The organism is Thiobacillus sp. (genome assembly GCF_030696885.1).
Taxonomy (GTDB): domain Bacteria; phylum Pseudomonadota; class Gammaproteobacteria; order Burkholderiales; family Thiobacillaceae; genus Thiobacillus.
The window spans coordinates 52,740-75,494 of record NZ_JAUYRI010000007.1 but is presented as its reverse complement, the minus strand read 5'-3'; the positions used below and the strand labels follow the sequence as shown (position 1 = coordinate 75,494).

At 65.5% G+C, this 22,755-nt stretch carries 18 protein-coding genes; 13 read left to right on the top strand and 5 right to left on the bottom strand.

The features are described from left to right. Positions 1-5 precede the first annotated feature (5 nt). On the top strand, positions 6-1,646 hold the full coding sequence (yidC, locus tag Q8R61_RS02960) for a membrane protein insertase YidC (RefSeq protein WP_305534042.1): 1,641 nt from the start codon (positions 6-8) through the stop codon (positions 1,644-1,646). On the opposite strand, the gene Q8R61_RS02955 is transcribed toward yidC, so the two are convergent. Beyond that, the gene (locus tag Q8R61_RS02955) at positions 1,643-4,855 is read right to left on the bottom strand and encodes an EAL domain-containing protein (protein WP_305534040.1); all 3,213 of its coding nucleotides are present in this window, start codon (positions 4,853-4,855) and stop codon (positions 1,643-1,645) included. The two genes, yidC and Q8R61_RS02955, sit on opposite strands and share 4 nt — an antisense overlap. Before the next feature lie 202 nt (positions 4,856-5,057). Between Q8R61_RS02955 and mnmE the strand changes: the two genes are divergently transcribed. From mnmE to Q8R61_RS02940, 3 genes are all read left to right on the top strand, one after another. Next, complete coding sequence (mnmE, locus tag Q8R61_RS02950; RefSeq protein WP_305534038.1) at positions 5,058-6,398, top strand: tRNA uridine-5-carboxymethylaminomethyl(34) synthesis GTPase MnmE; 1,341 nt, start codon at positions 5,058-5,060, stop codon at positions 6,396-6,398. Between the two features lie 5 nt (positions 6,399-6,403). After that, a complete protein-coding gene (locus Q8R61_RS02945) occupies positions 6,404-8,170 on the top strand; it encodes an ABC transporter ATP-binding protein (RefSeq protein ID WP_305534183.1) in 1,767 nt (588 codons plus the stop codon). Positions 8,171-8,490: 320 nt separating this feature from the next. Then, a complete protein-coding gene (locus Q8R61_RS02940) occupies positions 8,491-10,140 on the top strand; it encodes a DEAD/DEAH box helicase (protein ID WP_305534036.1) in 1,650 nt (549 codons plus the stop codon). Between the two features lie 64 nt (positions 10,141-10,204). Here the strand turns inward: Q8R61_RS02940 and Q8R61_RS02935 are convergent, their stop codons facing one another. From Q8R61_RS02935 to Q8R61_RS02920, 4 genes are read right to left on the bottom strand one after another with little or no spacing between them, the layout of a single operon-like run. Next, positions 10,205-10,801: a hypothetical protein gene (locus Q8R61_RS02935; RefSeq protein WP_305534034.1), complete on the bottom strand. Its 597-nt coding sequence runs from the start codon at positions 10,799-10,801 to the stop codon at positions 10,205-10,207. Further along, positions 10,798-11,817 carry a sensor domain-containing diguanylate cyclase gene (locus Q8R61_RS02930; protein WP_305534032.1) on the bottom strand — a complete coding sequence of 340 codons (1,020 nt, stop codon included), beginning with the start codon at positions 11,815-11,817 and terminating at the stop codon, positions 10,798-10,800. Before Q8R61_RS02930 ends, Q8R61_RS02935 begins: the two co-directional genes overlap by 4 nt. Before the next feature lie 5 nt (positions 11,818-11,822). After that, a complete protein-coding gene (locus Q8R61_RS02925) occupies positions 11,823-12,983 on the bottom strand; it encodes a M48 family metalloprotease (protein WP_305534030.1) in 1,161 nt (386 codons plus the stop codon). Continuing rightward, on the bottom strand, positions 12,980-13,648 hold the full coding sequence (locus Q8R61_RS02920) for a hypothetical protein (protein WP_305534028.1): 669 nt from the start codon (positions 13,646-13,648) through the stop codon (positions 12,980-12,982). Before Q8R61_RS02920 ends, Q8R61_RS02925 begins: the two co-directional genes overlap by 4 nt. 88 nt (positions 13,649-13,736) lie before the next feature. On the opposite strand from Q8R61_RS02920, the gene pxpB reads away from it, so the two are divergent. The 9 genes from pxpB to Q8R61_RS02875 all read left to right on the top strand — a co-directional run bounded on the left by pxpB (position 13,737) and on the right by Q8R61_RS02875 (position 22,718). Beyond that, on the top strand, positions 13,737-14,369 hold the full coding sequence (pxpB, locus tag Q8R61_RS02915; RefSeq protein WP_305534026.1) for a 5-oxoprolinase subunit PxpB: 633 nt from the start codon (positions 13,737-13,739) through the stop codon (positions 14,367-14,369). After that, positions 14,366-15,277: a biotin-dependent carboxyltransferase family protein gene (locus Q8R61_RS02910; RefSeq protein ID WP_305534024.1), complete on the top strand. Its 912-nt coding sequence runs from the start codon at positions 14,366-14,368 to the stop codon at positions 15,275-15,277. Before pxpB ends, Q8R61_RS02910 begins: the two co-directional genes overlap by 4 nt. After that, the gene (gene pxpA, locus Q8R61_RS02905; protein WP_305534022.1) at positions 15,277-15,984 is read left to right on the top strand and encodes a 5-oxoprolinase subunit PxpA; all 708 of its coding nucleotides are present in this window, start codon (positions 15,277-15,279) and stop codon (positions 15,982-15,984) included. The genes Q8R61_RS02910 and pxpA overlap by 1 nt, the downstream gene beginning before the upstream one ends. Before the next feature lie 31 nt (positions 15,985-16,015). Then, a complete protein-coding gene (locus Q8R61_RS02900) occupies positions 16,016-17,917 on the top strand; it encodes an ATP-binding cassette domain-containing protein (protein ID WP_305534020.1) in 1,902 nt (633 codons plus the stop codon). A 99-nt stretch (positions 17,918-18,016) separates the two neighbouring features. Continuing rightward, on the top strand, positions 18,017-19,915 hold the full coding sequence (gene mnmG, locus Q8R61_RS02895; protein WP_305534181.1) for a tRNA uridine-5-carboxymethylaminomethyl(34) synthesis enzyme MnmG: 1,899 nt from the start codon (positions 18,017-18,019) through the stop codon (positions 19,913-19,915). Next, entirely contained in the window at positions 19,912-20,550 is a 639-nt protein-coding gene (gene rsmG / locus Q8R61_RS02890) for a 16S rRNA (guanine(527)-N(7))-methyltransferase RsmG (RefSeq protein WP_305534018.1), read from the top strand. Before mnmG ends, rsmG begins: the two co-directional genes overlap by 4 nt. Then, positions 20,550-21,365 (top strand): ParA family protein, encoded by an 816-nt coding sequence (locus Q8R61_RS02885; RefSeq protein WP_305534016.1) that lies wholly within the window; start codon positions 20,550-20,552, stop codon positions 21,363-21,365. Before rsmG ends, Q8R61_RS02885 begins: the two co-directional genes overlap by 1 nt. Further along, positions 21,352-22,206, top strand: coding sequence for a ParB/RepB/Spo0J family partition protein (locus Q8R61_RS02880; RefSeq protein ID WP_305534014.1), 855 nt, complete (start codon positions 21,352-21,354; stop codon positions 22,204-22,206). Before Q8R61_RS02885 ends, Q8R61_RS02880 begins: the two co-directional genes overlap by 14 nt. Before the next feature lie 119 nt (positions 22,207-22,325). Then, entirely contained in the window at positions 22,326-22,718 is a 393-nt protein-coding gene (locus Q8R61_RS02875) for an ATP synthase subunit I (protein ID WP_305534012.1), read from the top strand. Positions 22,719-22,755: the final 37 nt, after the last annotated feature.

Sequence of the window (22,755 nt, the reverse complement as noted above, 5' to 3'; positions counted from 1 at the left end):
TCTCAATGGATAACCAGCGGCTGATTCTTTTCATCGTCTTTTCCTTCACGCTGCTTTTGCTGTGGGAGGCCTGGCAGGACCAGAATGCGCCGGTGCCTGAAACGCCCACCACCGCCAGCGCACCCGCCACCGGGGCGCCGACGCCAACCCAGGCGCTGAATGCGCCGCCCGCCCCGGCAGCGGCGCCGACCAGTGGCTTTGCCAAGGGCCAGCGGGCCGTAGTGGAAACCGATGTGCTGCGCGCCAGCATCGACGCCAATGGCGGCGACCTGCGCGAGCTGAAGCTGCTGACCTATCGTGAGACGGAAGACAAAAACCAGATCCTGACCCTGTTCGAAGACAGCGCGACGCGGCCCTATCTGGCGCAAAGCGGTCTGGTCGGCGAAGGCCTGCCGACGCACCGCAGCGTGTTCGAACTCAACCCGGGCACCTATCGTCTGGCTGGCGGTGCGGCGCAGTTGCAGGTGCCGCTGGTATGGAGCGACCCCGCCACGGGTGTGCGGGTCGAAAAAACCTATATTTTCAAGCGCGGCAGCTATCAGGTCAGTGTGCAGACCCGCGTCATCAACGGCGGTGACAAGCCGATCGACCTGACGCCCTACTACCAGTTCACGCGTCACGGCGAAGCGCCGCGCGGCGAATCCTTCTTCCTCTATACCTACACCGGCCCGGCGTTCTATACGGATGCGCGCAAGTTCCAGAAAGTCGCGTTCAAGGACATCCAGGAAGGCAAGGCCGATTTCGAGAAAAGTGCCGACAATGGCTGGGTCGGTCTGGTGCAGCATCACTTCGTGTCGGCTTGGCTGCCCCAGGGCAACGTCAAGCGTGAGTACTACACCCGCTCGCTGGGCGAAGGTCTGTATGCCGCCGGCGTGATTCTCGCCGAAGGCACGCTCGAACCCGGCCAGCAGAAGACCTTTACGGTCCCCCTGTATGCCGGTCCGCAAACCCAGACCGCGCTGGAAAAGATTGCGCCAGGCCTCGAGCTGTCACGCGACTATGGCTGGCTGACGCCGCTTGCCTACCCGATTTTCTGGGCGCTGGAAAAGATCGAGCGCATCGTTGGCAACTGGGGCTGGGCCATCATTATCCTGACCATCCTGATCAAGCTGGCGCTGTATCCGCTGTCGGCCGCGGGCTACAAGTCGATGGCCAAGATGAAGAAGCTGACCCCGCGGCTGAAGCTGTTGAAGGACACCTACGGCGACGACCGCGCCAAGCTGCATCAGGCGATGGCGGAGATGTACAAGACCGAGAAGATCAATCCGCTCGGCGGCTGTCTGCCGATCCTGATCCAGATCCCGGTGTTCATCGCGCTGTACTGGGTGCTGCTGGCCGCGGTGGAAATGCGCGGCGCGCCCTGGCTGGGCTGGATCACCGACCTGACCGCGCCGGATCCCTGGTTCATCCTGCCGATCCTGATGGGCATCACCTCGATCCTGCAGGTCAAGCTGAACCCACAGCCGATGGACCCGATGCAGGCCAAGATCATGATGATCATGCCGGTTGCGTTCACCGTGATGTTTGTGTTCTTCCCGGCCGGCCTGGTGCTGTACTGGGTGGTCAACAACATCCTGTCCATTGCGCAGCAATGGGCGATCAACCGGCAGGTCGAGGGCGCCCCGGCCCACAAGGCGAAGGACTAGTTCAGGACCAGGGTGTTGAGCGGCTCCGGTTTGTGCACCCAGTAGCCCTGGACGTAATCCACGCCGAGCTCTTTTAGCCAGGCGTAGGTGGCCTCGCTGTCGACGTATTCGGCGATGACCTTGAGCCCGAGGGCATGGGCGACATCCACCATGGATGCGGTCAGTGCCTGGTCGGTCTTGTCGGTGAGGATGTTGCGGATATAGGTGCCGTCGATCTTCAGGTAGTCCAGCGGCAGGCTGCGCACATAGCTATAGGAACTGTAGCCGCTGCCAAAATCATCCAGTGCGATCCGGCATCCCAGCGCGCGCAGTTTGCGCAGCGAACGCACGGCTACGTCCATGTTGTCGATGGCAGCCGTCTCGGTGACCTCGATGATGAGCTTGCTGGTCAGATGGGGGTGGTCGGAGAGCAGGCTGATCATGGCGTCGACATGATGCGTCAGCGTTAGGCTGTTGCCAGATACATTGACCGACAGGCCGCTTAGTTTGTCCAGCCCGGCTGCGTTGCTACCCATCCATTCAAGAACGGTTTTCAGCACCCATGTGTCCAGAGCATGGATGCGGTCTGTCTGCTCAGCCATGACAACAAAGCTCTGGGTGGTGTGGGAGGGGACCAGAGCCTCGTCGACGCCCAGCAAAATTTCATAATGTGACGGTGCGCTTTTGTCGCAGGAAGCTATTTTCTGGCAGCGCAAATAAAGCGAGGAAAACGGCAGCGGATCAATCTGGTTGGACACCGGAGGTACGTTGCTCAGGCAAGAGAGATCGAATCCGGCATGCTGGCGTAGCGGAGTGCAAGCCTGGTTGGCCCGGCGCAAAACGCTTGATGGCGCGAGCGAAGCCTCCTCGCCAAGCAGCGGTACGACCGCCCCGATCATCTTCCATTCTGCATGCAGGCTTTCCATATCGATCTTGAGCTGCGAAAGCCGGGTTGCTAGTCCCTCCGGATCCTGGGGAGCAAACACCAGCATGAAAGAGACATCGCTCAGGCGACCGCAGCGTTCGCCGTTTTCCAGCGCGTTCAAAATGATTTCCCCGGTGCGCTTTTGCATGACCGCGAGCTCGTCGCCGGGCAAGGAAGACAGGCTGGGCCGCATGGTGGGGATTTCAATCAGCGCACAAAACGTGGGGGGCTCGGTGACCGGATGAGCGAGGCGCCGCTCCAGTTCATCCATCAGGGCATTGCGCTTGAGACAGCCGCTGGCGGGATCCTGCCATGTAAAGGCATGGACGGCATTCAGGCTGGCCGTGAGCGTTGCATCTGCAATACGCTCCAGAAAGGGTTCGTCGAAACTTTCAGCTTCCTCGATCTGACCGCTGTCCAGTTGCTGGAGGAAGCGCTCAACCGGAATGTCCAGCAGCACGGTGGCGGATCGGTTGAGCAGGTACAAGGTGTCTTCATGCGTGCCCAGCACTTCATAGGGGATCGCTACATCGCCCTGCTTGACGACGCACCATGCGGTGCCGATGAGGGAAGAGTCCAGTATCAGGGACCCCAGCGTTTTTAGATGCTGTTCCCGCCGAGATTGCCGCGCTTCCTGCAGTTGCGTGTTGATCTTCAGCAGCAGTCGGTCGATTTGCTCGAGCGCGGCATCGACGTTCTCCTGCCCCAGCAGCCACTGCATGGATAGGCTGATCCCATGGTGAAGCGCGGGATCAAGAAATTGGCCGCGGTCGTCGGCACCCTGGTGCAGGGCGTCGAGCGCGTTGATCAGTGTCCAGGCGGGATGGTCCGGCTGTGATTCATAGGTAAGGCCGTTGAGCGTGTATTCCAGCAGCAAACCCTGGGCTTGCAGCATCAGGGCCCGAACCTGGGACGCCTGGCCAAGCTTTTCAGGACCGGGATCGATCGGGGGGGGTTGCCGCATCAAGGCATGCAGGCCCTGCAATGCAGCATTGTCTAGATCGGTCAGACCACCGAGCACCTTCCCGACGGCGCTCATGCCCGAACCTGCAGCAAGGCGCGCCGGGTCGAGCAGCAGCAGGTTGCCTGCATCGAGGAGCCCCGTCGTGGCCGGCAGAAAACGCCCGAATATACGGTCGCGGGCCAGCATGGCAGGGACCAGCATGCCGGAGGGTACTACGCCGCCAGTCTCGGAAGACGGGGGTATGGGCAGGTGCAGGTTCAGTTCACCGAGGGTGTTCGTGAGCCTGCCCAGCAAGGCTGACAGTTCATTGATACGGCTCGATGCGTTGGCGTCCGCGTTTTCGCTCTCGGCTCCCGGGGCCGCACCTGCTGCGAAGAGCTTTAGCCATTCTTCCAGGCTGGTGATTTGTTGTGGGTGATGAATGAGCTCGGGTGGGGCATCGCCGACGATATCGAGCAGGGACTGGTAGAGGGAAACCGCATGCTTTGTAAACGCCCGCGCCATCAGCTCGTAGCAGACAATCTGCTTGTCCGGGGCAATTTTCAGCGGTTCGAGCAGGTCTGCCAGAACGCTGAGTAAGGCATCCAGTTGGAAGGGATGGCTTGCGCGCTTTCCGCCGCTGTTCAGCAGGTTGCTGTAGTGGAGGTCGAATGCCTCCAGCAGTGTGCCGAGGGATTCGACCGCTTTTTGTGCAATGGTAGTGCGCCGAATCCAGTCATCCACCCGTGCCATGTCGATCGGGTCTGTGGCGTTGGCTGGCGACGCGGCCGGGACGCTGCCCCGCAATTCGGGGTGCATCGGGTAAGCTTGGGTGAACCACCGGGTGAACTGCGGCCGCAGTCGGACCAGGTCTTTCTGCAGTTGGCTCATCCCGGCTGGGTCGTTCGCCTCCTCAGGCTGAACGCTTAGCTGGATCTGCTCCGGTAACAAAGCATAAAAATCGTCTACCACCGCTTTCATGTTTTCCATGAATGACGCATGGCACCCCTGCTGAACCTGCAGGCTGGAAAGACGTGCGGTCAGGGTTGAACCGCCGTGACGAGGGGCGGATTGCAGTGCGGCTACGATAGCCGAGGGCATGCTTCGCAATGAGAGCAGCGCCCGCCCGCCTTGAATATTGACGATCAGGCCCTTGCAGGAATGGTGCTTGTCCTGCAGGTCGAAGTCCAGTTGGGCAGTCAGGCCGACTGAACGCTGCGAAAGGGGCTCACCCCGGAAATCGAAAGACAGACCCTGTTCCGACAGGCTGGCGATAGTTCCAAAGCAAGGCGCCTGGTCCTCCACTTGCAGGACGGCAGGCAGCAAAATGGATCGCAACGCGAAAGGGGACTGTTCAGACACGGGCGAGGTCGAGGGTGGATGAACTGAGATTTACCGAAGCGTGACACATCGTCAGAAAATAACGACATAAATAACCGTAAATTAAGCCATTCGGGCAAATAGGCCCGGGCGCTTTCGGTTATGACGGGCGCAGCCAGGCTCACGTTACAATTACAATGACCGTCGAGGCTTTTGGGCTTCTGCGCCTTCCTTCCCGCAGCCGATGACGATCCTTTCCAGAATCCCCGCCGACCTGATCGCCGCCATCGCCACCGCGCCCGGTCGCGGTGGGGTGGGGGTGGTGCGGGTGTCGGGCGCGGACATCGCGCCGTTGGCGACAGCCATCCTCGGGCGCATCCCGGCGCCGCGCCACGCCACGCTCTGTCCTTTCCTCGATGCCGACGGCCAGCCGATCGACGAGGGCATCGCGCTTTATTTCACTGCGCCGCATTCATTCACCGGCGAGCAGGTGCTCGAACTGCAGGGTCACGGCGGCCCGGTGGTGATGAATCTCATCCTTGAGCGCTGCATCGAACTTGGCGCACGCCTGGCCGAGCCGGGCGAGTTTTCCCGCCGTGCCTTTCTCAATGGCAAGCTCGATCTGGCGCAGGCCGAGGCGGTGGCCGACCTGATCGACGCCGCGTCGACCGAGGCGGCGCGCTCGGCGGTGCGCTCGCTGTCCGGCGCGTTTTCGGCGCGCATCGCCGAACTGGTCGAGGCGCTGACCCGCCTGCGCACGCTGGTGGAAGCCACGCTGGACTTTCCCGAAGAAGAAATCGATTTTCTGCAGCAGGCCAATGCCTTCGGCCGGCTCGATGCGATCGACGCCAGCCTGCAGGCCGTGCGGGCGCAGGCCCGGCAGGGGGCGCTGCTGCGCGAAGGCCTGACGGTGGTGCTGGTCGGCCAGCCGAACGTCGGCAAGTCGAGCCTGATGAACCAGCTGGCCGGGTTCGAGGCGGCGATCGTCACCGAGATCGCCGGCACCACGCGCGACACCGTGCGCGAGGCGATCCAGATCGAGGGCGTGCCGCTGCATATCATCGACACTGCAGGCCTGCGTGACACGGACGACCCGGTCGAGAAGATCGGCATTGCGCGCACCTGGGCGGCAGTGGATAAGGCCGACGTGGCACTGCTGCTGGTGGATGCCGCGCATGGCGTCAGCGAACGCGAAGCGGCGATCCTGACACGTCTGCCGCAAGTGGCGCGCCTCACCATCCACAACAAGATCGACGTCGGCGGCGAGCCGCCGCGTGCGGTGGGTGACGAGATCTGGCTGTCCGCCAGGACCGGTGCCGGGATGGCGCTGCTGCGCAGCAAGCTGCTCGAGACAGCCGGCTGGCAGGCGGCGGGCGAGGGCGCCTTCATGGCGCGTGCGCGGCATCTCGATGCCCTTTCCCGCGCCGCCGGGCATCTGGCCGCCGCCCGGACGACGGCAGCGCAACTCGAGCTGTTTGCCGAGGAGCTGCGGTTGGCGCAATCCGCCCTGTCCGAGATCAGCGGCGAATTCACCGCCGACGATCTGCTGGGCGAGATCTTCAGCACATTCTGCATCGGCAAGTGAGCGTCATGCTGAGCTGGCGCGGCATCGCCGACGAACTCAAGACCCACCGCCGGCGCCTGCTGCTGGCCAATATCATTGCCTTGTTGGCGGTGGTGGCCTCGGTGCCGATCCCGCTCTTGCTGCCGCTGATGGTCGACGAGGTGCTGCTGCACCATCCGGGCAGGATGGTCGCCGCTATCGGCGCGTGGTTTCCGGTTGCCTGGCACGGACCGGTGCTGTTCATCGGCGCGGCATTGCTGCTGTCGGTGGTGCTGCGGCTGGCGGCCATCCTGCTCAACGTGTGGCAGGGGCGCAGCTTCTCGCTGCTGGCGAAGGACGTGGTGTATCGAATCCGTGTGCGCATGCTGAACCGGCTTTCCAGAATCGCGCTGTCGCAGTTCGAGACCGTGGGGGCGGGGCGGGTGACCTCGCATTTCGTCACCGATCTGAATGCCATCGACAGCTTCCTCGGCGCGTCGGTTTCCGGCTTTGTGGTGTCGGTGCTGACGCTGGTTGGCGTCGCCGGCGTGCTGTTCTGGATGCACTGGCAGCTGGCGCTGTTTATCCTGCTCCTGAACCCCGTCGTGATTCTGTTCTCCACCCGGCTCGGCAAGCGGGTAAAGGATCTGAAAAAGCACGAGAACCGCGCTTTCGAAGTGTTCCAGGACGCCCTTGCCGAAACGCTCGATGCGCTGACCCAGATCCGCGCGATGAATCGCGAGAAGCATTACCTGGCGCGGGTAACCGACAAGGCCGCCGATATCCGCCGGCACGCGGCGGCCTTCGCCTGGAAGTCGGATGCGATGAGCCGGTTTTCCTTCTTCATCTTCCTCGTCGGCTTCGACGCCTTCCGCGCCGGCGCGATGCTGATGGTGGTGTTTTCCGATCTCTCCATCGGCGAGATGCTGGCGGTGTTCGGCTACCTCTGGTTCATGATGACGCCGGTGCAGGAACTGGTGAACATGCAGTACGCCTGGTATGCCGCCAACGCCGCGCTGGGGCGCATCAATGCGCTGCTCGGTCTTGCCGGCGAGCCGCAGCACCCGGCATTGCGCGACCCCTTTGCCGGCGAGCCCACGGTTGGGATTACGCTTGATCACGTCAGCTTTGCCTACGATGCGGGCGAGACGGTACTCGACGACGTCAGCCTGGTGGTGGCGCCGGGCGAGAAAGTGGCGCTGGTGGGTGCTTCCGGCGGCGGCAAGTCGACCCTGGTGCAGGCGCTGCTGGGACTGTACCCGGTGAAGGCGGGGCGGATCCTGTACGGCGACGTCCCGGTGACCGAAATCGGCTGGGAGACGGTGCGCGAGCATGTCGGCGTAGTGCTGCAGCACCCGGTGCTGTTCAACGACAGCGTGCGCGCCAACCTCACCCTGGGGCGCGAGGTTGACGACGCCACGCTGTGGCAGGCGCTGGATATCGCCCAGTTGAAGGACACCATCGCCGACCTGCCGCACGCGCTCGATACGGTGGTGGGGCGCCAGGGCGTGCGCATGTCGGGCGGCCAGCGGCAGCGCTTGGCGATCGCGCGCATGATCGTCGCCCGACCCAGCATTGTTATCCTCGACGAGGCCACCTCGGCGCTCGACAGCGACACTGAACGCCGACTGCATCTTGCCATGCACACCTTCCTCGCCGGTCGCACAACGCTGATCATTGCGCACCGCCTGTCCGCGGTGAAGCAGGCCGACCGCATCCTGGTTTTCGAGAACGGCCGCGTGGTGGAAGCCGGCGGACACGACGAACTGATCGGCCGTGGCGGGCTGTATCACAAGCTGTATCATCCGGCCTGAAAATAAAACTCGGGAAAATCAGCGTTTCCTGATAAACTCCGTCGAGTTGTGCATACAGCAGTGGGCAGGCCAGATTTTTTGCCGCCGTGCCTCGGGACTGTTCTCACAGCCCCATCGTCTTCGACCTCTCTTTTGTACCGCCGGTGTTTTATCGCAACCGGCCGTGACAAGTCTTGTGGTTGGCGCCGATGTGATCGACGCGACCCGTTGGGCGTTTTCTGAACGCCGCATCAATCCGGTTCGTATTTTGTGACCTGTCTGGTTTTGAACCGGGCGCAGGTTTGTTATGCGCGTTTGTGCGCACAGAAAAAAGGTTTGCCATGAGCTTTTCCGAATTGGGGCTTGATCCCCTCATCCTTAAATCCGTTGTCAGCGCCGGCTACGAAAACGCCACGCCGGTCCAGACGCTGGCGATTCCCGCCGCGCTGACCGGGCGCGATCTGCTGGTGTCCTCGCACACCGGCAGCGGCAAGACCGCAGCGTTCATCCTGCCGTCGATCCAGCGCATGCTGGCCGAGCCGACCGTCAAGAGCATGGGCCCGCGCGTGCTGGTGCTGACCCCGACGCGCGAACTCGCGCTGCAGGTCGAAAAAGCCGCCATCACGTACGGCAAGGACATGCGTCGTTTCCGCACCGCCTGCCTGGTCGGCGGCTCGCCGTATGGCCTGCAGCTCAAGCGTTTGAGCCAACCGGTGGACATCGTGGTGGCCACGCCCGGCCGCCTGATCGATCACCTTGAGCGCGGCAAGATCGACTTCTCGCGTCTGGAAGTGCTGGTGCTCGACGAAGCCGACCGCATGCTGGACATGGGCTTTGTCGACGACATCAAGGCGATCGCCGCGCGCTGCCCGAAAGAGCGCCAGACGCTGTTGTTCTCGGCCACGCTCGACGGCGTGGTGGGCAACCTGGCGCGCGAACTCACCCGCGACGCGCAGCGCATCGAAATCGAGGCGGTGCCGCACACCGAATCGAAGATCGAGCAGCGCCTGCTGTTTGCCGACAACATGGACCACAAGAACCGTCTGCTCGACGCGCTGTTGCGCGACGTGGACATGACGCAGGCCATCGTGTTTGCATCGACCAAGCGCAGCACCGAGGAAATTTCCGACCTGCTGTCCGAGAGCGGCTTTGCCTCCGACGCGCTGCATGGCGACATGCAGCAGGGTCAGCGCAACCGCGCGCTGCAGCGTCTGCGCGAAGGCCGCACCAAGGTGCTGGTCGCCACCGACGTGGCCGCGCGCGGCATCGACGTGGCCGGCATCAGCCATGTGATCAACTTCGATCTGCCGCGGCAGGCCGAGGACTACGTTCACCGCATCGGCCGCACCGGCCGCGCCGGCCGCACCGGCATTGCGGTGAGCTTTGCCGGCATGCGCGAAAGCGGGCTGGTGAAGAATATCGAACGCTACACCGGCAACCGCATCGAGGTGCACACGCTGCCGGGCCTGGAGCCGACCCAGAAGCCGTCTTCCGGCCGCCCGGCGTCGACGGGGCGTCCGCGCAGCAATGCGGGTCCGCGCGGCGGCTTTGGCGACAAGCGCAGCGAACCGCGCAGCTATGGCGACCGTCCGCCGCGTGGTGACAGTCGCGACAACCGTGACCGTGGCTACCGTGCCGATGCGCGTCCCGCCGCGGCGGACCGTCCGCGCAGTGGCGCGCCGCGCGGCAACCGCTTCGAGCAGGCGGCCCGCGGCCCGTCCGACGTGCCGCGCATGAACCAGGAGCAACGCCCGCCGCAGCACAATGACGCGTATCGCGGCGCCGCGGCCGCGCCCAAGCCCGAAGTCAACGGTAACAGCGTGGAATACTGGGAAAAGCGTGAGCGCGAGGCGAAGGCCGCCAAGGCATCGACCGGCCGCAGCTACGGCGACCGTGGTAACAGCGCGCGCCCCGGCCAGCCGCGCAGCGGCGGCCCGGAAAACCGGGGCGGTGGCAACCGCGTCGGGGTGCGGGGCCGCTTCAAGGACTGATCGCCCGCACGATCTGCAGCAATGAAAGGGGGGGTTTCACGTGAAACCCCCCTTTTTTCGTCTGTTATTTCTGCTGAAAGCGCACGCTGGCCAGCAGGGATTCAAAATCCGCCAGTCCGCGCTGAAAATAGACGATCGTCGGCGCTTCATACAGGAGCGACAGCCGGCCCCGGGTGTCGACAAGGCTGACCAGCACGCGCTCGATCGGCAGCCCGCGCTCGTTGCGGTAGCGGATGTGCACACGGGCGGCGGGCCTGCCCCCGAGCATGATCGGCGTGCTGGCGAGCAGCTCGAGGTTGGCGGTGGCCGCGGTGTTTTTCCATTCGGCGAGGGCGAGCTCGGCAAGCTCGTGCGGCAGCATGTCGGCACGCGTCTCGCGTTGGGTGCGCGGCAGCTTGCGGTCGTGCGGCTGGCGGTTGACGACGATGTAATTGAGTGCCGGGCCGTCGCGGGTGACGAAGTAATCGTTGGCGTCGGCGGTGCGCCTGACCCAGCCGAGCGGCAGTTCGAGGCTGTAGTCGTTGCGTTTGCTTTCGTGGCGGCTGCCGGGGTCGACGCGGGCCCAGGGGGTGCAGGCCGCCAGACTGGCGAGCAGGAGGCCGATGGTGAGGCCGCGCCCTGCGCGCCGCGCAAGGCAGGAGCCGCGGGGCGGTGCCCTCATGCGGCGGGAGTCTGATGGGCCTGCGCCGGCGGGCCGAGCGGATCGTAGTGCCAGACCTGGTTGCGGCCGTTGTTCTTGGCGACATAGAGTGCCTGATCGGCCTGGTCGAGCAGCTCGGCAAGCGCACGCGGGTCGACATGCTTGTTCGGTTGCGGCGGCAGGGTGGCGACGCCGACGCTGACCGTGATGGGGCGCTTCAGGTTTTCGATCGCGGCAACGGCGGCGCGCAGACGCTCCGCCGCGACCAGGCCTTCCTCCGCGCTGAGCCCGAGCGCGGCCACGACGAATTCTTCGCCGCCGTGGCGCGCCACGATATCGTTGTCGCGTGCGGTTTCCCGCAGCGCCGCGGCGACCGCTTGCAGCACACGGTCGCCTTCGGGATGGCCGAAGCGGTCATTGATCGACTTGAAATGGTCGAGGTCGAGCAGCAGCAGGGTCACGTTTTCCCGGCGCCGGTGGGCGATCTTGAGCATCTGCCCAGTGTGCTCGTAGAACGCGCGCCAGTTGAATAGCCCGGTGAGGCCGTCGTGGTTGGCCAGCAGTTCCAGTTCGGCATGCAGGCGGCGGAGTTCCTCCGTCTGCCGCTCGAGCGCGTCCTGCGCGGCCTTGCGCTCGGTGATGTCGCGCACAACGCACAGGGTGAGCCCCTGGCCGTCGGCCTGCATCGGGCTCAGCATGATGTCGACCGGGAACTCATGGCCGCTCTTGTGCAGCGCGCACAGTTCGGTGGCCGCCCCCATCTGCCGACTGTGGGCAGAGGTTTTGAAGTGGGCGCGGTGCTGAGCGTGGTGCGTGGCGAAGCGTGCGGGCACCAGTTTTTCGATGGCCTGGCCGAGGAGTTCGCTGCGCGTGTAGCCGAACAGGGTTTCGCTATGGGCGTTGGCCAGGGTGATGTGTCCTTCCGCATCGACCACCAGGAGGGCATCCGGGGCGAACTCGAAAATGCGTTGATAGAGGCCCTCACCCGCCGCGGCGGCGAGGGGGTCGGACTCGGAGGGGTTGAGGGGGGCGCTCATGGGGTTTATTCGGCTTTGGGCAAATTATTGCCCGCGGGCGCCGGGCTGTCCATGAGCGTGATGTAGTACTCGACGTAGGTACGGTCGGCAGCGCCGGGGTCGAGCGTGAGGTAATGACGCAGGCGCGTGGCGGCCTCACCGCTGTCGCCGCGCTTGAAATGGAGCAGGCCGAGCGCCCGGTGCGGTGGCGCGTAATGCGGGGCGGTCTCGATCGCGAGCTTGAATTCGCGCTCGGCGGCAGCTTCGTCGCCGGCCTCGTTGCGCAGCCGGTAGGCTTCGCCGAGGAAATACGAGGCTTCGGGCGGATATTCGCGGCGGGTGGCGGGGTTGCTCAGCATCAGGATAATCTGCTTGTAGCGGTAAGCGGCCAGGTCGCCCGCCAACGAGGCCAGGCGCAGCCCCGCGGTGGTTTCGGTGAAGCGTTCACGTGCGGTTTCGCCGTTGTCACTGTCGCGGATCAGCGTATTGAAGCTGTCGATGCGCTCTTGCAGTCGGGGATGGCTGGCAAAGAAGTAGGGCTCGTTGATGTCGGCCGCCTTGATCTCGGCCTGCAGGTGCTCGAAGGTGCGGATCGTCTCGCGCGCGGCGTAGCCGGCAGCGACCAGACGCTGGTAGCCGATGACGTCGGCCTCGCGCTCATGCTCACGCGAATAGCCGAACATCGACGACAGCGCGACGAGGTCACCGACCAGCGGCACCCCCAGCATGGCCACCACCAGCGCGAAGGCGGCGGCGTTGCGCAAGCGCTCGACCTGCTGCAGCGAGTGGCGGTGAGTGAAATGGGCACCTTCGTGCGCCAGCACCGTGGCGAGCTGGGCCTCGTTCTCGAAGCGGGCAATCAGGCCGGCGTTGACGTAGATGCTGCCATTGGGCAGTGCAAAGGCGTTGATCTGCTGGGCGTTCAGCAGGCGCACCCGCAGGCGATCCTTGAATTCGGGATAGAGCCGATCCATGATCCCCTGCAGATACGCGGTCAGCGCGGGATCGGTGTTGACGCGGCCGGCCCGTACCAGTGCGCGGTCGAATTCGTCCGCCTCCTGCCACAGGCCTTTCTCGTCGGATGCCAGTTCGCGGGTTTCGGCAGCATCGGCCCAGGGCAGCACCGTGTCGGCCTGGGCTGGCAGGGCCAGGGCGCACGCCAGCGCCAGGCTCAGCCCGCGCCTCATCGCGGCCCGGGCCAGGTCTGGTAGAGGTCGCGCATCAGCGCGTCGACGTCGGCCGGCTTGCGCGTATCCTTGCTGCTGCTGGAATCGAAGCTCATCCACTGCACGTCGCCGGTTTTCAGGTCCACCACACCGGCCGTGATGAAGGCCTGGCCCAGCGGCATCACGATGCCGAGCGCGAGACCGGCGATGAAGGCCGCGCGGCGGCCGCCGGAGGAGATGAAATCGGATCCCAGCACGATCAGCGCGGCATCGGCGCCGGTCTGCTCGCGCAGGAAGGCGAGACCTGGACCGACGGTATAGTCGAATTCGTGCTTCTTGTGCGCCCAGGCGGCCTGTTCGCCGCGGCCATAGACGAACACCGACTGCGCGACGCGGTCATACAGGCCGATGTGGGCGTCGAGGTGGTCGAGCTCGGCGGCGGCCAGTGCCGGCGCCGGAATCAGCTCGAACAGGCCGTCGTCGCGTGCCAGCCGGACGGCGGTGGCGCGGATGTTGTCGCGGGCCTCGGCTTCCCAGTCGGCCATGCGGGTGGGCACGCCGCCGGCGGACAGTTCGAACACGAACATCTGCGGCGGCAACAGCACGACTTTTTTGGGGCGGGTGTCGAGGTTTTGCAGCAGGGCCGGATTGACCGCGCTCATGGCTGCCTGTGCCGGGCTTGCCATTACACTTGTCGCCAGCAGGACAACACAGACGAAACGCCGCATCATGCGAAACTCCGAAAAGGGACTTAACCCTATGGGAAAGCAGGCTATGGGTCAATCGAACTCCGACACCGGCTGGCGCTGGATCAGCGAGCGCGGCTTGCGGGTGGCGACGGGCGGCACCACGCTGACACGTTATCTATCGCTTGTTTCGCAGAACTTGCCGGAAATTGAAGACTTGATTCCGTCCGATGACAGCATTTTACTGATATTGCATCGCGGTGCGCCGGTGTCGGCGGCACTACGGGCCGCGCTGGCGGCGCCACTGGCGGACGCGGCGACGCAGACCGGCCGGCTGCACGAAATCGCGGTCGAATACGGCGGCGCGGCCGGGCCCGACCTGCCGGGCCTGGCGCGGCGGGCCGGCATCAGTGTGGCGGACTGCATCGAACGTCATGCGGCGACGGACTACACCGTCACCTTTCTGGGCTTCCAGCCGGGTTTCCCCTATCTGCGCGGCCTGCCCGAGGCCTTGTGCGCGCCGCGGCGCGCCACGCCGCGCGTGCGGGTGGCAACGGGCAGCGTGGCGATCGGCGGCGCCTACTGCGGGATCTATCCCGCCGACGGTCCGGGCGGCTGGCATCTGATCGGCCGCGCCGCCGTCACCACCCTGTTCGATCCCGCGCGGCCCGCGCCCGCCCTGCTGATGCCGGGCGACCGTGTGCGTTTCGTACCCGCATGATCGAGGTTGTGCGCGCCGGCCTGTGCGACCTGGTGATGGACCCGGGTCGGCCCGGCTGGGGCGCATTGGGCGTGCCCGCGGGCGGCGCGGCCGACCCGGCGGCGCTGGCGGCAGCCAACCGTCTGGTCGGCAATGACGCGGCAGCGGCAGGCCTGGAAATCACCCTGTCAGGCCCCCTGCTGCGGTTTCCCGCGGGCGGCGTGGTGGCGCTGACCGGCGCGCGCTTTGCCGCCGCGCGCAGCAGTGGCGTGACAGTGGCCTGGAACGAAACCCTGGTGCTGGCTGCGGGCGAGACCCTGAGCCTGGGGCCGGCCCAGGCGGGTTGCCGCTGCTGGCTGGCGCTGCGCGGCGGGGTGGCAGTGACGCCGGTGATGGACAGCCGCAGCACGCTGCTGCCGGCAGGTTTTGGCGGTCATCTGGGTCGCGCGCTGCAGGCGGGGGATGCACTGCCGTGGATGCCGGCCGCCGGCGAGATCCGACTGCTGCGTGCGCATCCTCCGGTCGCGCCGCGCAATGGTACCCTGCGGGTGGTTGCAGGGCCGCAGGCCGCTTGCTTTGATGATGCCGGGCTGGCGGCGTTTTTCAACAGCCCCTATCGGGTCGATCCGGCGTCGGACCGGCGCGGCGTGCGATTGAAGGGTCCGGCAGCAACGCATGAGCCGATCGAGCTGGCCTCCCAGGGCGTGCTGCCCGGTGCGGTGCAGGTGCCGCCCGACGGCCAGCCGATCATTCTGGGCTGGGACGGCCCGGTGACCGGCGGTTACCCGGTGATTGCCGGCGTCATCAGCGCGGATCTGCCGATGCTGGCCCAGCTGCGGCCGGGCAACACGGTGCGCTTCGGGACGATCGAACTGGAGGCCGCCCGTGCGCTGGCCGCCGGGCAATGGGACATCGAGGACATCGCGTGATGGAACTGAATGCCGACATCGGCGAGGGCTGCGACGACGCCGGTTTGATGCCGTATCTGACGCGGGTGTCGATCGCCTGCGGGGGGCATGTCGGCGACGCCGCCAGCATGGCGACGGCGCTGCGCTTGGCCGCCGACCATGGCGTGGTGGCCGGCGCGCACCCGAGCTACCCGGATCGCCGCCAGTTCGGGCGTCGGGCGCTGGCGGCGTCGGCCGATGAGATTGCCGCCTGGGTGACGCAGCAGATCGTAGCGCTGGCCGAACAGGCGGCGCGCCTGGATCTGCGGCTGGCGCATGTCAAGCCGCACGGCGCGCTCTACAACGTGGCGGCGCGCGATGCGGGCGTGGCGCGGGCGATCGCGCGCGCAGTGGCGGCAGTGGATCCGGCGCTGGCGCTGGTCGGGCTGGCCGGCTCGCAGCTGATTGTGGCGGGGCAGGCGGCCGGACTGCCGGTGCTGAACGAGGCGTTTGCCGACCGCCGCTACTTGCCCAGCGGCCGGCTTGTTTCACGTGAAACCGCGGGCGCGCTGATTGTCGACCCGGCGGACGCCGCCGAGCAGGCCCGCGTGCTGGCCGCGGGCAGGGCGGTGGCCACGCTGGGCGGGGGCGCGGTGCGCATCCGCGCCGACACGATCTGCCTGCACAGCGACACCCCGGGCGCATTAAATATTGCGCGGGCCGTCCACGCGGCGCTGAATCACGGATAATTTCGCCCCTGTGTTTTTGAACTGATGACCCATGCCGCTGCTGACCTTTGACCGACTCGAACTGGCCTACGGCCACTGGCCGTTGCTCGACGGTGCCTCGCTGGTGATCGAACCGGGCGAGCGCATCGGCCTGATCGGGCGCAACGGCACCGGCAAGTCGAGCCTCTTGAAGACCATCGCCGGCATCAACCCGCCGGATGCAGGCGAAATGTGGCGCAAGCCGGCGCTGAAGCTGGCCTATGTGCCGCAGGAGCCGCAATTCGAGCCCGGACATACGGTGTTCGAGGCGGTGGCCGAGGGCGTCGGCACGGCGCAGACGCTGCTGGCCCAATACCATGCGGTGGCGCATGCGATGGCGGAAGGCGACGAGACCGTGTACGCCGATTTCGAGCGGCTGTCGCATGAACTGGAAGTGGCCGATGCCTGGCGGCTCAACAGCCGGGTGGAGGAGGCCTTGCAGCGCCTGAGCCTGGACGCCGACCGCGCGGTCGACACCCTGTCCGGCGGGCTCAAGAAGCGCGTCGCGCTGGCACGCGCGCTGGTCACCGATCCCGAGTTGCTGTTGCTCGACGAACCTACCAACCACCTCGACTTCGCGGCGATCGAGTGGCTGGAAGGCCTGCTCAACGATTTCAAGGGCGCGCTGTTGTTCATCACCCACGACCGGCGCTTCCTGGACAACGTCGCCAACCGCATAGTTGAGCTCGATCGCGGCCAGTTGCGCGAATATCAGGGCAATTTCACTGCATATCAGGCCAAAAAGGCCGAACAGCTCGAAATCGAGGCGGTCCATAACCGCAAGTTCGACAAGTTCTGGAAGCAGGAGGAAATCTGGATTCGCAAGGGCGTGCAGGCGCGGCGCTGCCGCGATGAAGGCCGGGTGCGCCGGCTCGAAGCGCTGCGTCTTACGCGCGAGGCGCGCATCAACCAGACCGGGCAGGTCGGTTTCCAGCTCGACGCGGGCGACCGCTCCGGCAAGGTGGTGGCCGAGCTCGAGCACGTCACCTACGGCTACGACGACCATGTTCTCATCCGCGACTTTTCGTCCACCATCCTGCGCGGCGACAAGCTGGGCCTGCTGGGTCCCAACGGCGCCGGCAAGACCACGCTGATCAGGCTGATCCTGGGCGACCTGCAACCGCAGTCCGGCAAGATCAAGCAGGGCACCAAGCTGGAGGTCGCCTACTTCGACCAGTTCCGCAACCAGCTGAACGACGAGGCGACGCTGATCGACACGATTTCCCCCGGTTCCGACTTTGTCGAAATCGCCGGCCAGCGGAAACACGTCATCAGCTATCTGGAAGACTTCCTGTTCCCCCCCGAGCGGGCGCGCGCCAAGGTGTCGGCGCTGTCTGGCGGCGAGCGCAACCGGCTGCTGCTGGCGCGGCTGTTTGCGCGCCCGGCCAACCTGCTGGTGCTGGACGAGCCGACCAACGACCTCGACATCGATACGCTGGAACTGCTGGAGCAGCTGTTGCAGGAATACAGCGGCACCGTGCTCATCGTCTCGCACGACCGCACCTTTCTGGACAACGTCGTCACCCAGTCCATCGTGTTCGAAGGCGACGGCAAGCTGACCGAGATCGTCGGCGGCTATGCCGACTGGCTGGCTTGGCGGCAACGGCAGCAGCGCGCCCAGGTGGAGAGCGCGCAGGCAGCAGCCAAAGCCGCGGCGCCACAATCGGCGAAGGCGGCGCCGAGAAGCAAGCTCAGCTACAAGGAAGCCCGCGAGCTCGAAACCCTGCCGGCGCAGCTTGGAGCGCTGGAAGCCGAGCAGGCGCAGATCGCCGAACGGTTGGCCGATCCTGCGCTCTACCAGGCCGGTTCGCAGGAAGCCGCCGCACTGCAGGCCCGCAGCGACGCCATCGAGTCCGAACTGCTGGACGCGCTGGCGCGCTGGGAGACGCTGGAAGCCAAGGCCGCAGCGGCTTGAGAGCGGGGCAGTGTTCGCGTGACCAAGTTCCACGCGACGACGTTTCACGTGAAACGGATGCCGTCAGCAGGTAGAATGGCGGCCACCATGCGTTCCTCCATGACTTTTCCAGAATCCTTCGACGTCATCGTCATCGGCGGCGGCCATGCCGGCACCGAGGCTGCGCTGGCGGCCGCGCGCATGGGCGTAAAGACGCTCTTGCTGACGCACAACATCGAGACGCTGGGCGCGATGTCGTGCAATCCGTCGATCGGCGGTATCGGCAAGGGGCATCTGGTCAAGGAAGTCGACGCGCTCGGCGGCGCGATGGCCATCGCCACCGACGAGGCGGGGATCCAGTTTCGTACGCTCAATTCCTCCAAGGGCCCGGCGGTGCGCGCCACCCGCGCGCAGGCCGACCGAGTGCTGTACAAAGCTGCGATCCGCCAGCGCCTGGAAAACCAGCCGAATCTCACGATCTTCCAGCAGGCGGTCGACGACCTGCTGCTCGAAGGCGACCGCGTCGTCGGCGTGAAGACCCAGCTCGGCATCGTGTTCGGTGGCCGCGCGGTGGTGCTGACCGCCGGCACTTTCCTTGCCGGCCTGGTACACGTCGGGCTGGAAAACTTCGAGGCCGGGCGCATGGGTGACCCGCCCGCAGTCTCGCTCGCCGCGCGGCTGCGCGAACTGAACCTGCCAGTGGGCCGGCTCAAAACCGGCACGCCGCCGCGCATCGACGGCCGCAGCATCGATTTCAGCCAGACTCAAATCCAACCCGGCGACGATCCGGCGCCGGTGTTCTCGTTCATGGGCAATGCCGCGATGCACCCCGCGCAACGCCCGTGCTGGATCACCCACACCACGGCGGAAACGCACGAAATCATCCGCGGCGGCCTCGACCGCTCGCCGATGTACACCGGCGTGATCGAAGGGGTGGGGCCGCGCTACTGCCCGTCGATCGAAGACAAGATCACCCGCTTTGCCGACAAGGCCAGCCACCAGATCTTCCTCGAACCCGAGGGGCTGACCACCCACGAGATTTACCCCAACGGCATCTCTACCTCGCTGCCGTTCGACGTGCAACTGGCCATCGTGCGCTCGATCCCCGGCCTGGAACACGCGCACATCCTGCGCCCCGGCTACGCGATCGAATACGACTACTACGACCCGCGCAATCTCAAGGCCTCGCTCGAAACCAAGTCGATTGCCGGCCTCTTTTTCGCTGGCCAGATCAACGGCACCACCGGTTACGAAGAGGCCGCCGCGCAGGGCCTGTTGGCCGGCATCAATGCGGGTTTGCAGGTGCAGGGCAAAGACGCCTGGAGCCCGGGCCGGCACGAAGCCTATCTGGGCGTGCTGGTCGATGACCTCATCACACGCGGCGTCTCCGAGCCCTACCGCATGTTCACCAGCCGCGCCGAATACCGCCTGCAACTGCGCGAGGACAACGCCGACATGCGGCTGACCGCAGCCGGGCGCGACCTCGGCGTGGTCGACGACGCGCGTTGGGATGCCTTCAATCGCAAGCGCGACGCGGTCGCGCGCGAAACCGAACGGCTCAAGGCGACCTGGGTTAACCCGGCCATCCTGCCGGCCGACGAAGCGACCCGCCTGATCGGCCAACCGATCGATCACGAATACAACCTGTTCGAACTGCTACGCCGGCCCAACCTGAGCTATGCCCAGGTGCTGAGCTTGCCCGGCGGCGGAGCAGGAGAGGCCGATCCACGCGTTGCCGAGCAGGTCGAAATCGCCGCCAAATACCAAGGCTACATCGACCGCCAGAACGACGAAGTCGATCGCCAGCGCGAACAGGAAAGCCTGCGCCTGCCGGCCGACCTCGACTACAGCCTACTGACCGGGCTGTCGATGGAAGTGCGCCAGCGCCTGCAGAAGGCCCGTCCGGAAACGCTGGGCCAGGCGGCGCGCTTGCAAGGCATCACCCCGGCAGCGATTTCGGTGTTGATGGTGTATGCCAAGCGCGGGTTCAGACCCGACCAGGAAAAGAAAAGCGCATGAACGTCGAGCAACCGCTTGCGGCGGGTGTCGCCGCCTTGGGGCTCGCATTGCCCCAGGGCGCCGAGGCGAAACTGCTGGCCTATCTGGCGCTGCTCGACAAATGGAACCGCGTGTACAACCTGACCGCGGTACGCGACGCCGAGCGCATGGTGAGCCATCACCTGCTCGATTCGCTGGCGGCGGTGCCGTATTTCCAGGGCGGCTGTCCTGACTTGATTCGTGTGCTCGACGTCGGCAGCGGCGGCGGCCTGCCGGGGATTCCGCTGGCGATCGCGCGACCGGAACTGCAGGTGACGCTGATCGACAGCATCGCCAAGAAGACCGCTTTTCTGCTGCAGGCCAAGGCCGAACTGGGCCTGGCCAACCTTAATGTCGTCACCGGTCGGGTCGAGGATTTCCAGCCGGAAACCGGCTTCGATGTGATCACCTCGCGAGCGTTTTCCGACCTCAAGGAATTCGTCACGCTGACCCGCCATCTGCTGAAGCCGGGCGGTCGCTGGCTGGCGATGAAGGGCCTGTATCCGAATGAAGAGATTGCCCAGCTGCCGGCTGGCGTGAAAGTGAGCGCTGACCACGCATTGGTCGTACCGGGGCTGGACGCGAGCCGCCATTTAATCGTTCTGGAGTCTGCTTGATGACAAAAATAGTGGCGATCGCCAACCAGAAGGGCGGCGTCGGCAAGACGACGACGGCGGTGAACCTGGCCGCGAGCCTGGCCGAACTGGGGCAGCGCGTATTGCTGGCCGACCTCGATCCGCAGGGCAACGCGACCATGGGCGCGGGCATCGAAAAGCGCACCGCGCTGCCGACCGTGTACCAGATTCTGTTAAACCAGGTGACGCTGCGCGATGCGCGGATGCGCTCCGGCCCGGGCCATTTCGACGTCATCCCGGCCAATCGCGAACTCGCGGGCGCGGAAATCGATCTGGTCAATCTGGAGCAGCGCGACCTGCGGCTGAAGGTGGCGCTGGCGCAGGTGGCCGCCGACTACGACTTCATCCTGATGGACTGCCCGCCGACGCTGAACCTGCTGACCGTCAACGCGTTCGCGGCGGCGGGGTCGGTGCTGATTCCGATGCAGTGCGAGTACTACGCACTGGAGGGGCTGACCGATCTAGTCGCCACCATCAAGAAAGTGAAGCAGCGGCTCAATCCCGCCATCCAGATCGAAGGTCTGTTGCGCGTGATGTTCGACCCGCGCAGCACGCTGGCGCAGCAGGTGTCGGAGCAGATCAAGCGGCATTTCGGCGACAAGGTCTACGACACCGTGATTCCGCGCAACGTGCGGCTGGCCGAAGCGCCCAGCCACGGCTTGCCGGTGCTGGCCTACGACCGCCAGTGCCGCGGTGCCAAGGCGTATATGGAACTGGCCGAGGAAATGCTCAAACGCAGTCAGAAGGACATGCATTCAGGCCATGCGGCCGGGGAGAACACAGATGGCCAAGCTTAAGGGATTGGGACGCGGACTCGACGCGCTGCTGGGCGGCGAGGACAACGCCGCGCCGCCGCAGGGCGACCTGCGCATGATGAAGGTGACGCAGCTGGCGCCCGGCAAATACCAGCCGCGCACCCAGATGGACAGCGAATCGCTGCAGGAGCTGGCCGACTCGATTCGCGCGCAGGGGCTGATGCAACCGATCCTGGTGCGCGAGGTCGCCGGCGGCTACGAAATTATCGCCGGCGAGCGGCGTTGGCGCGCGGCGCAGCTGGCGGGGCTCACCGAAATCCCGGTGCTTCTGCGCGAAGTGGCCGACGACGCGGTGGCCGCGATGGCGCTGATCGAGAACATCCAGCGCGAAGACCTCAACGCGATCGACGAGGCGCATGGCCTGCAGCGCCTGATCCAGGAATTCGGCATGACCCACGATGCGGTCGCGCAGGCGGTCGGCAAGTCGCGCGCGGCGGTGTCCAACCTGCTGCGCCTGTTGAACTTGTCGCGGCCGGTGCAGGACATGCTGACCGCAGGCCTGATCGAAATGGGCCACGCGCGTGCGTTATTGCCCCTGCATGCCGGCGCCCAGCGCGAGCTGGCGCATGAGATCGAGACTCGCGGGCTGTCGGTGCGCGAAGTCGAGCGCCGGGTGGCGCGGCTGAAAGATCCCGCCACCGCAACCCCGGCCAAACAGGCGGTGTCGCGCGACATCCTGCGGCTGGAGGAGGCGTTGTCGGATGCGCTCGGCATGACGGCGCACGTGCAAACCGGCAGCAAGGGCGGCGGCAAGCTGACCCTGCAATTTGCGAGTTCGGAAGAGCTGCAGGGTTTGCTGCAACGGCTGGGCATCCAGCTGTAAGGGAGGGGATTCAGCCGGGCGGCGATTGGGGCGATACAACATCACTACATAGTGAAATTCGCCATCAAGCAGTCTGATGATTGCATAGAAGGCCCTGATTCTAGTATCATCGCCGGCTAATGTTTACCGGCGACCGCCGCATCGGCATTTCGGGCACCCAGCGGGTGGCGCTGGCGCAAGCAGGCCTGGCGCCGATCGCCGCATTGATCGGGTGGGCGTTTGCCGGGACGGGCGCGGCGGTGGCGGTGCTGTACGGCGTGCTGGTGGCGTTGGCAGTCAGCGCCGTGCTGGTGTGGCGCGAGCGGCAGTCGATCCGGCATCCTGAATGGGACCAGCATCGCTTGTTCAAGCAGTTCATCCGGGCCGGCATCGAGCGACTGGTGCTGCTGGTGAGTCTGCTGGTCACGGGACTCGGCGTGCTGAACCTGGCGCCGCTTCCGCTGCTGCTGGGCCTGGTGCTAGCGCAGTTGGCCTGGCTGGCGGCCGCGACAACCGGCCGACATACCAAGTAAATACCCTGTGCAGTCGGCAGGGTTTGCCAAGGTTGGT

Bases quoted from the DNA above. Each gene is read 5' to 3' on its own strand.
- Q8R61_RS02945 (WP_305534183.1), top strand. From the start codon at position 6,404: ATGCTGAGCTGGCGCGGCATCGCCGACGAACTCAAGACCCACCGCCGG.
- Q8R61_RS02880 (WP_305534014.1), top strand. From the start codon at position 21,352: ATGGCCAAGCTTAAGGGATTGGGACGCGGACTCGACGCGCTGCTGGGC.
- Q8R61_RS02940 (WP_305534036.1), top strand. From the start codon at position 8,491: ATGAGCTTTTCCGAATTGGGGCTTGATCCCCTCATCCTTAAATCCGTT.
- Q8R61_RS02885 (WP_305534016.1), top strand. From the start codon at position 20,550: ATGACAAAAATAGTGGCGATCGCCAACCAGAAGGGCGGCGTCGGCAAG.
- pxpB (WP_305534026.1), top strand. From the start codon at position 13,737: ATGGGTCAATCGAACTCCGACACCGGCTGGCGCTGGATCAGCGAGCGC.
- pxpA (WP_305534022.1), top strand. From the start codon at position 15,277: ATGGAACTGAATGCCGACATCGGCGAGGGCTGCGACGACGCCGGTTTG.
- Q8R61_RS02900 (WP_305534020.1), top strand. From the start codon at position 16,016: ATGCCGCTGCTGACCTTTGACCGACTCGAACTGGCCTACGGCCACTGG.
- Q8R61_RS02910 (WP_305534024.1), top strand. From the start codon at position 14,366: ATGATCGAGGTTGTGCGCGCCGGCCTGTGCGACCTGGTGATGGACCCG.
- Q8R61_RS02875 (WP_305534012.1), top strand. From the start codon at position 22,326: ATGTTTACCGGCGACCGCCGCATCGGCATTTCGGGCACCCAGCGGGTG.
- Q8R61_RS02930 (WP_305534032.1), bottom strand. From the start codon at position 11,817: ATGAGCGCCCCCCTCAACCCCTCCGAGTCCGACCCCCTCGCCGCCGCG.
- Q8R61_RS02920 (WP_305534028.1), bottom strand. From the start codon at position 13,648: ATGGCAAGCCCGGCACAGGCAGCCATGAGCGCGGTCAATCCGGCCCTG.
- rsmG (WP_305534018.1), top strand. From the start codon at position 19,912: ATGAACGTCGAGCAACCGCTTGCGGCGGGTGTCGCCGCCTTGGGGCTC.
- mnmE (WP_305534038.1), top strand. From the start codon at position 5,058: ATGACGATCCTTTCCAGAATCCCCGCCGACCTGATCGCCGCCATCGCC.
- Q8R61_RS02925 (WP_305534030.1), bottom strand. From the start codon at position 12,983: ATGAGGCGCGGGCTGAGCCTGGCGCTGGCGTGCGCCCTGGCCCTGCCA.
- mnmG (WP_305534181.1), top strand. From the start codon at position 18,017: ATGACTTTTCCAGAATCCTTCGACGTCATCGTCATCGGCGGCGGCCAT.
- yidC (WP_305534042.1), top strand. From the start codon at position 6: ATGGATAACCAGCGGCTGATTCTTTTCATCGTCTTTTCCTTCACGCTG.
- Q8R61_RS02935 (WP_305534034.1), bottom strand. From the start codon at position 10,801: ATGAGGGCACCGCCCCGCGGCTCCTGCCTTGCGCGGCGCGCAGGGCGC.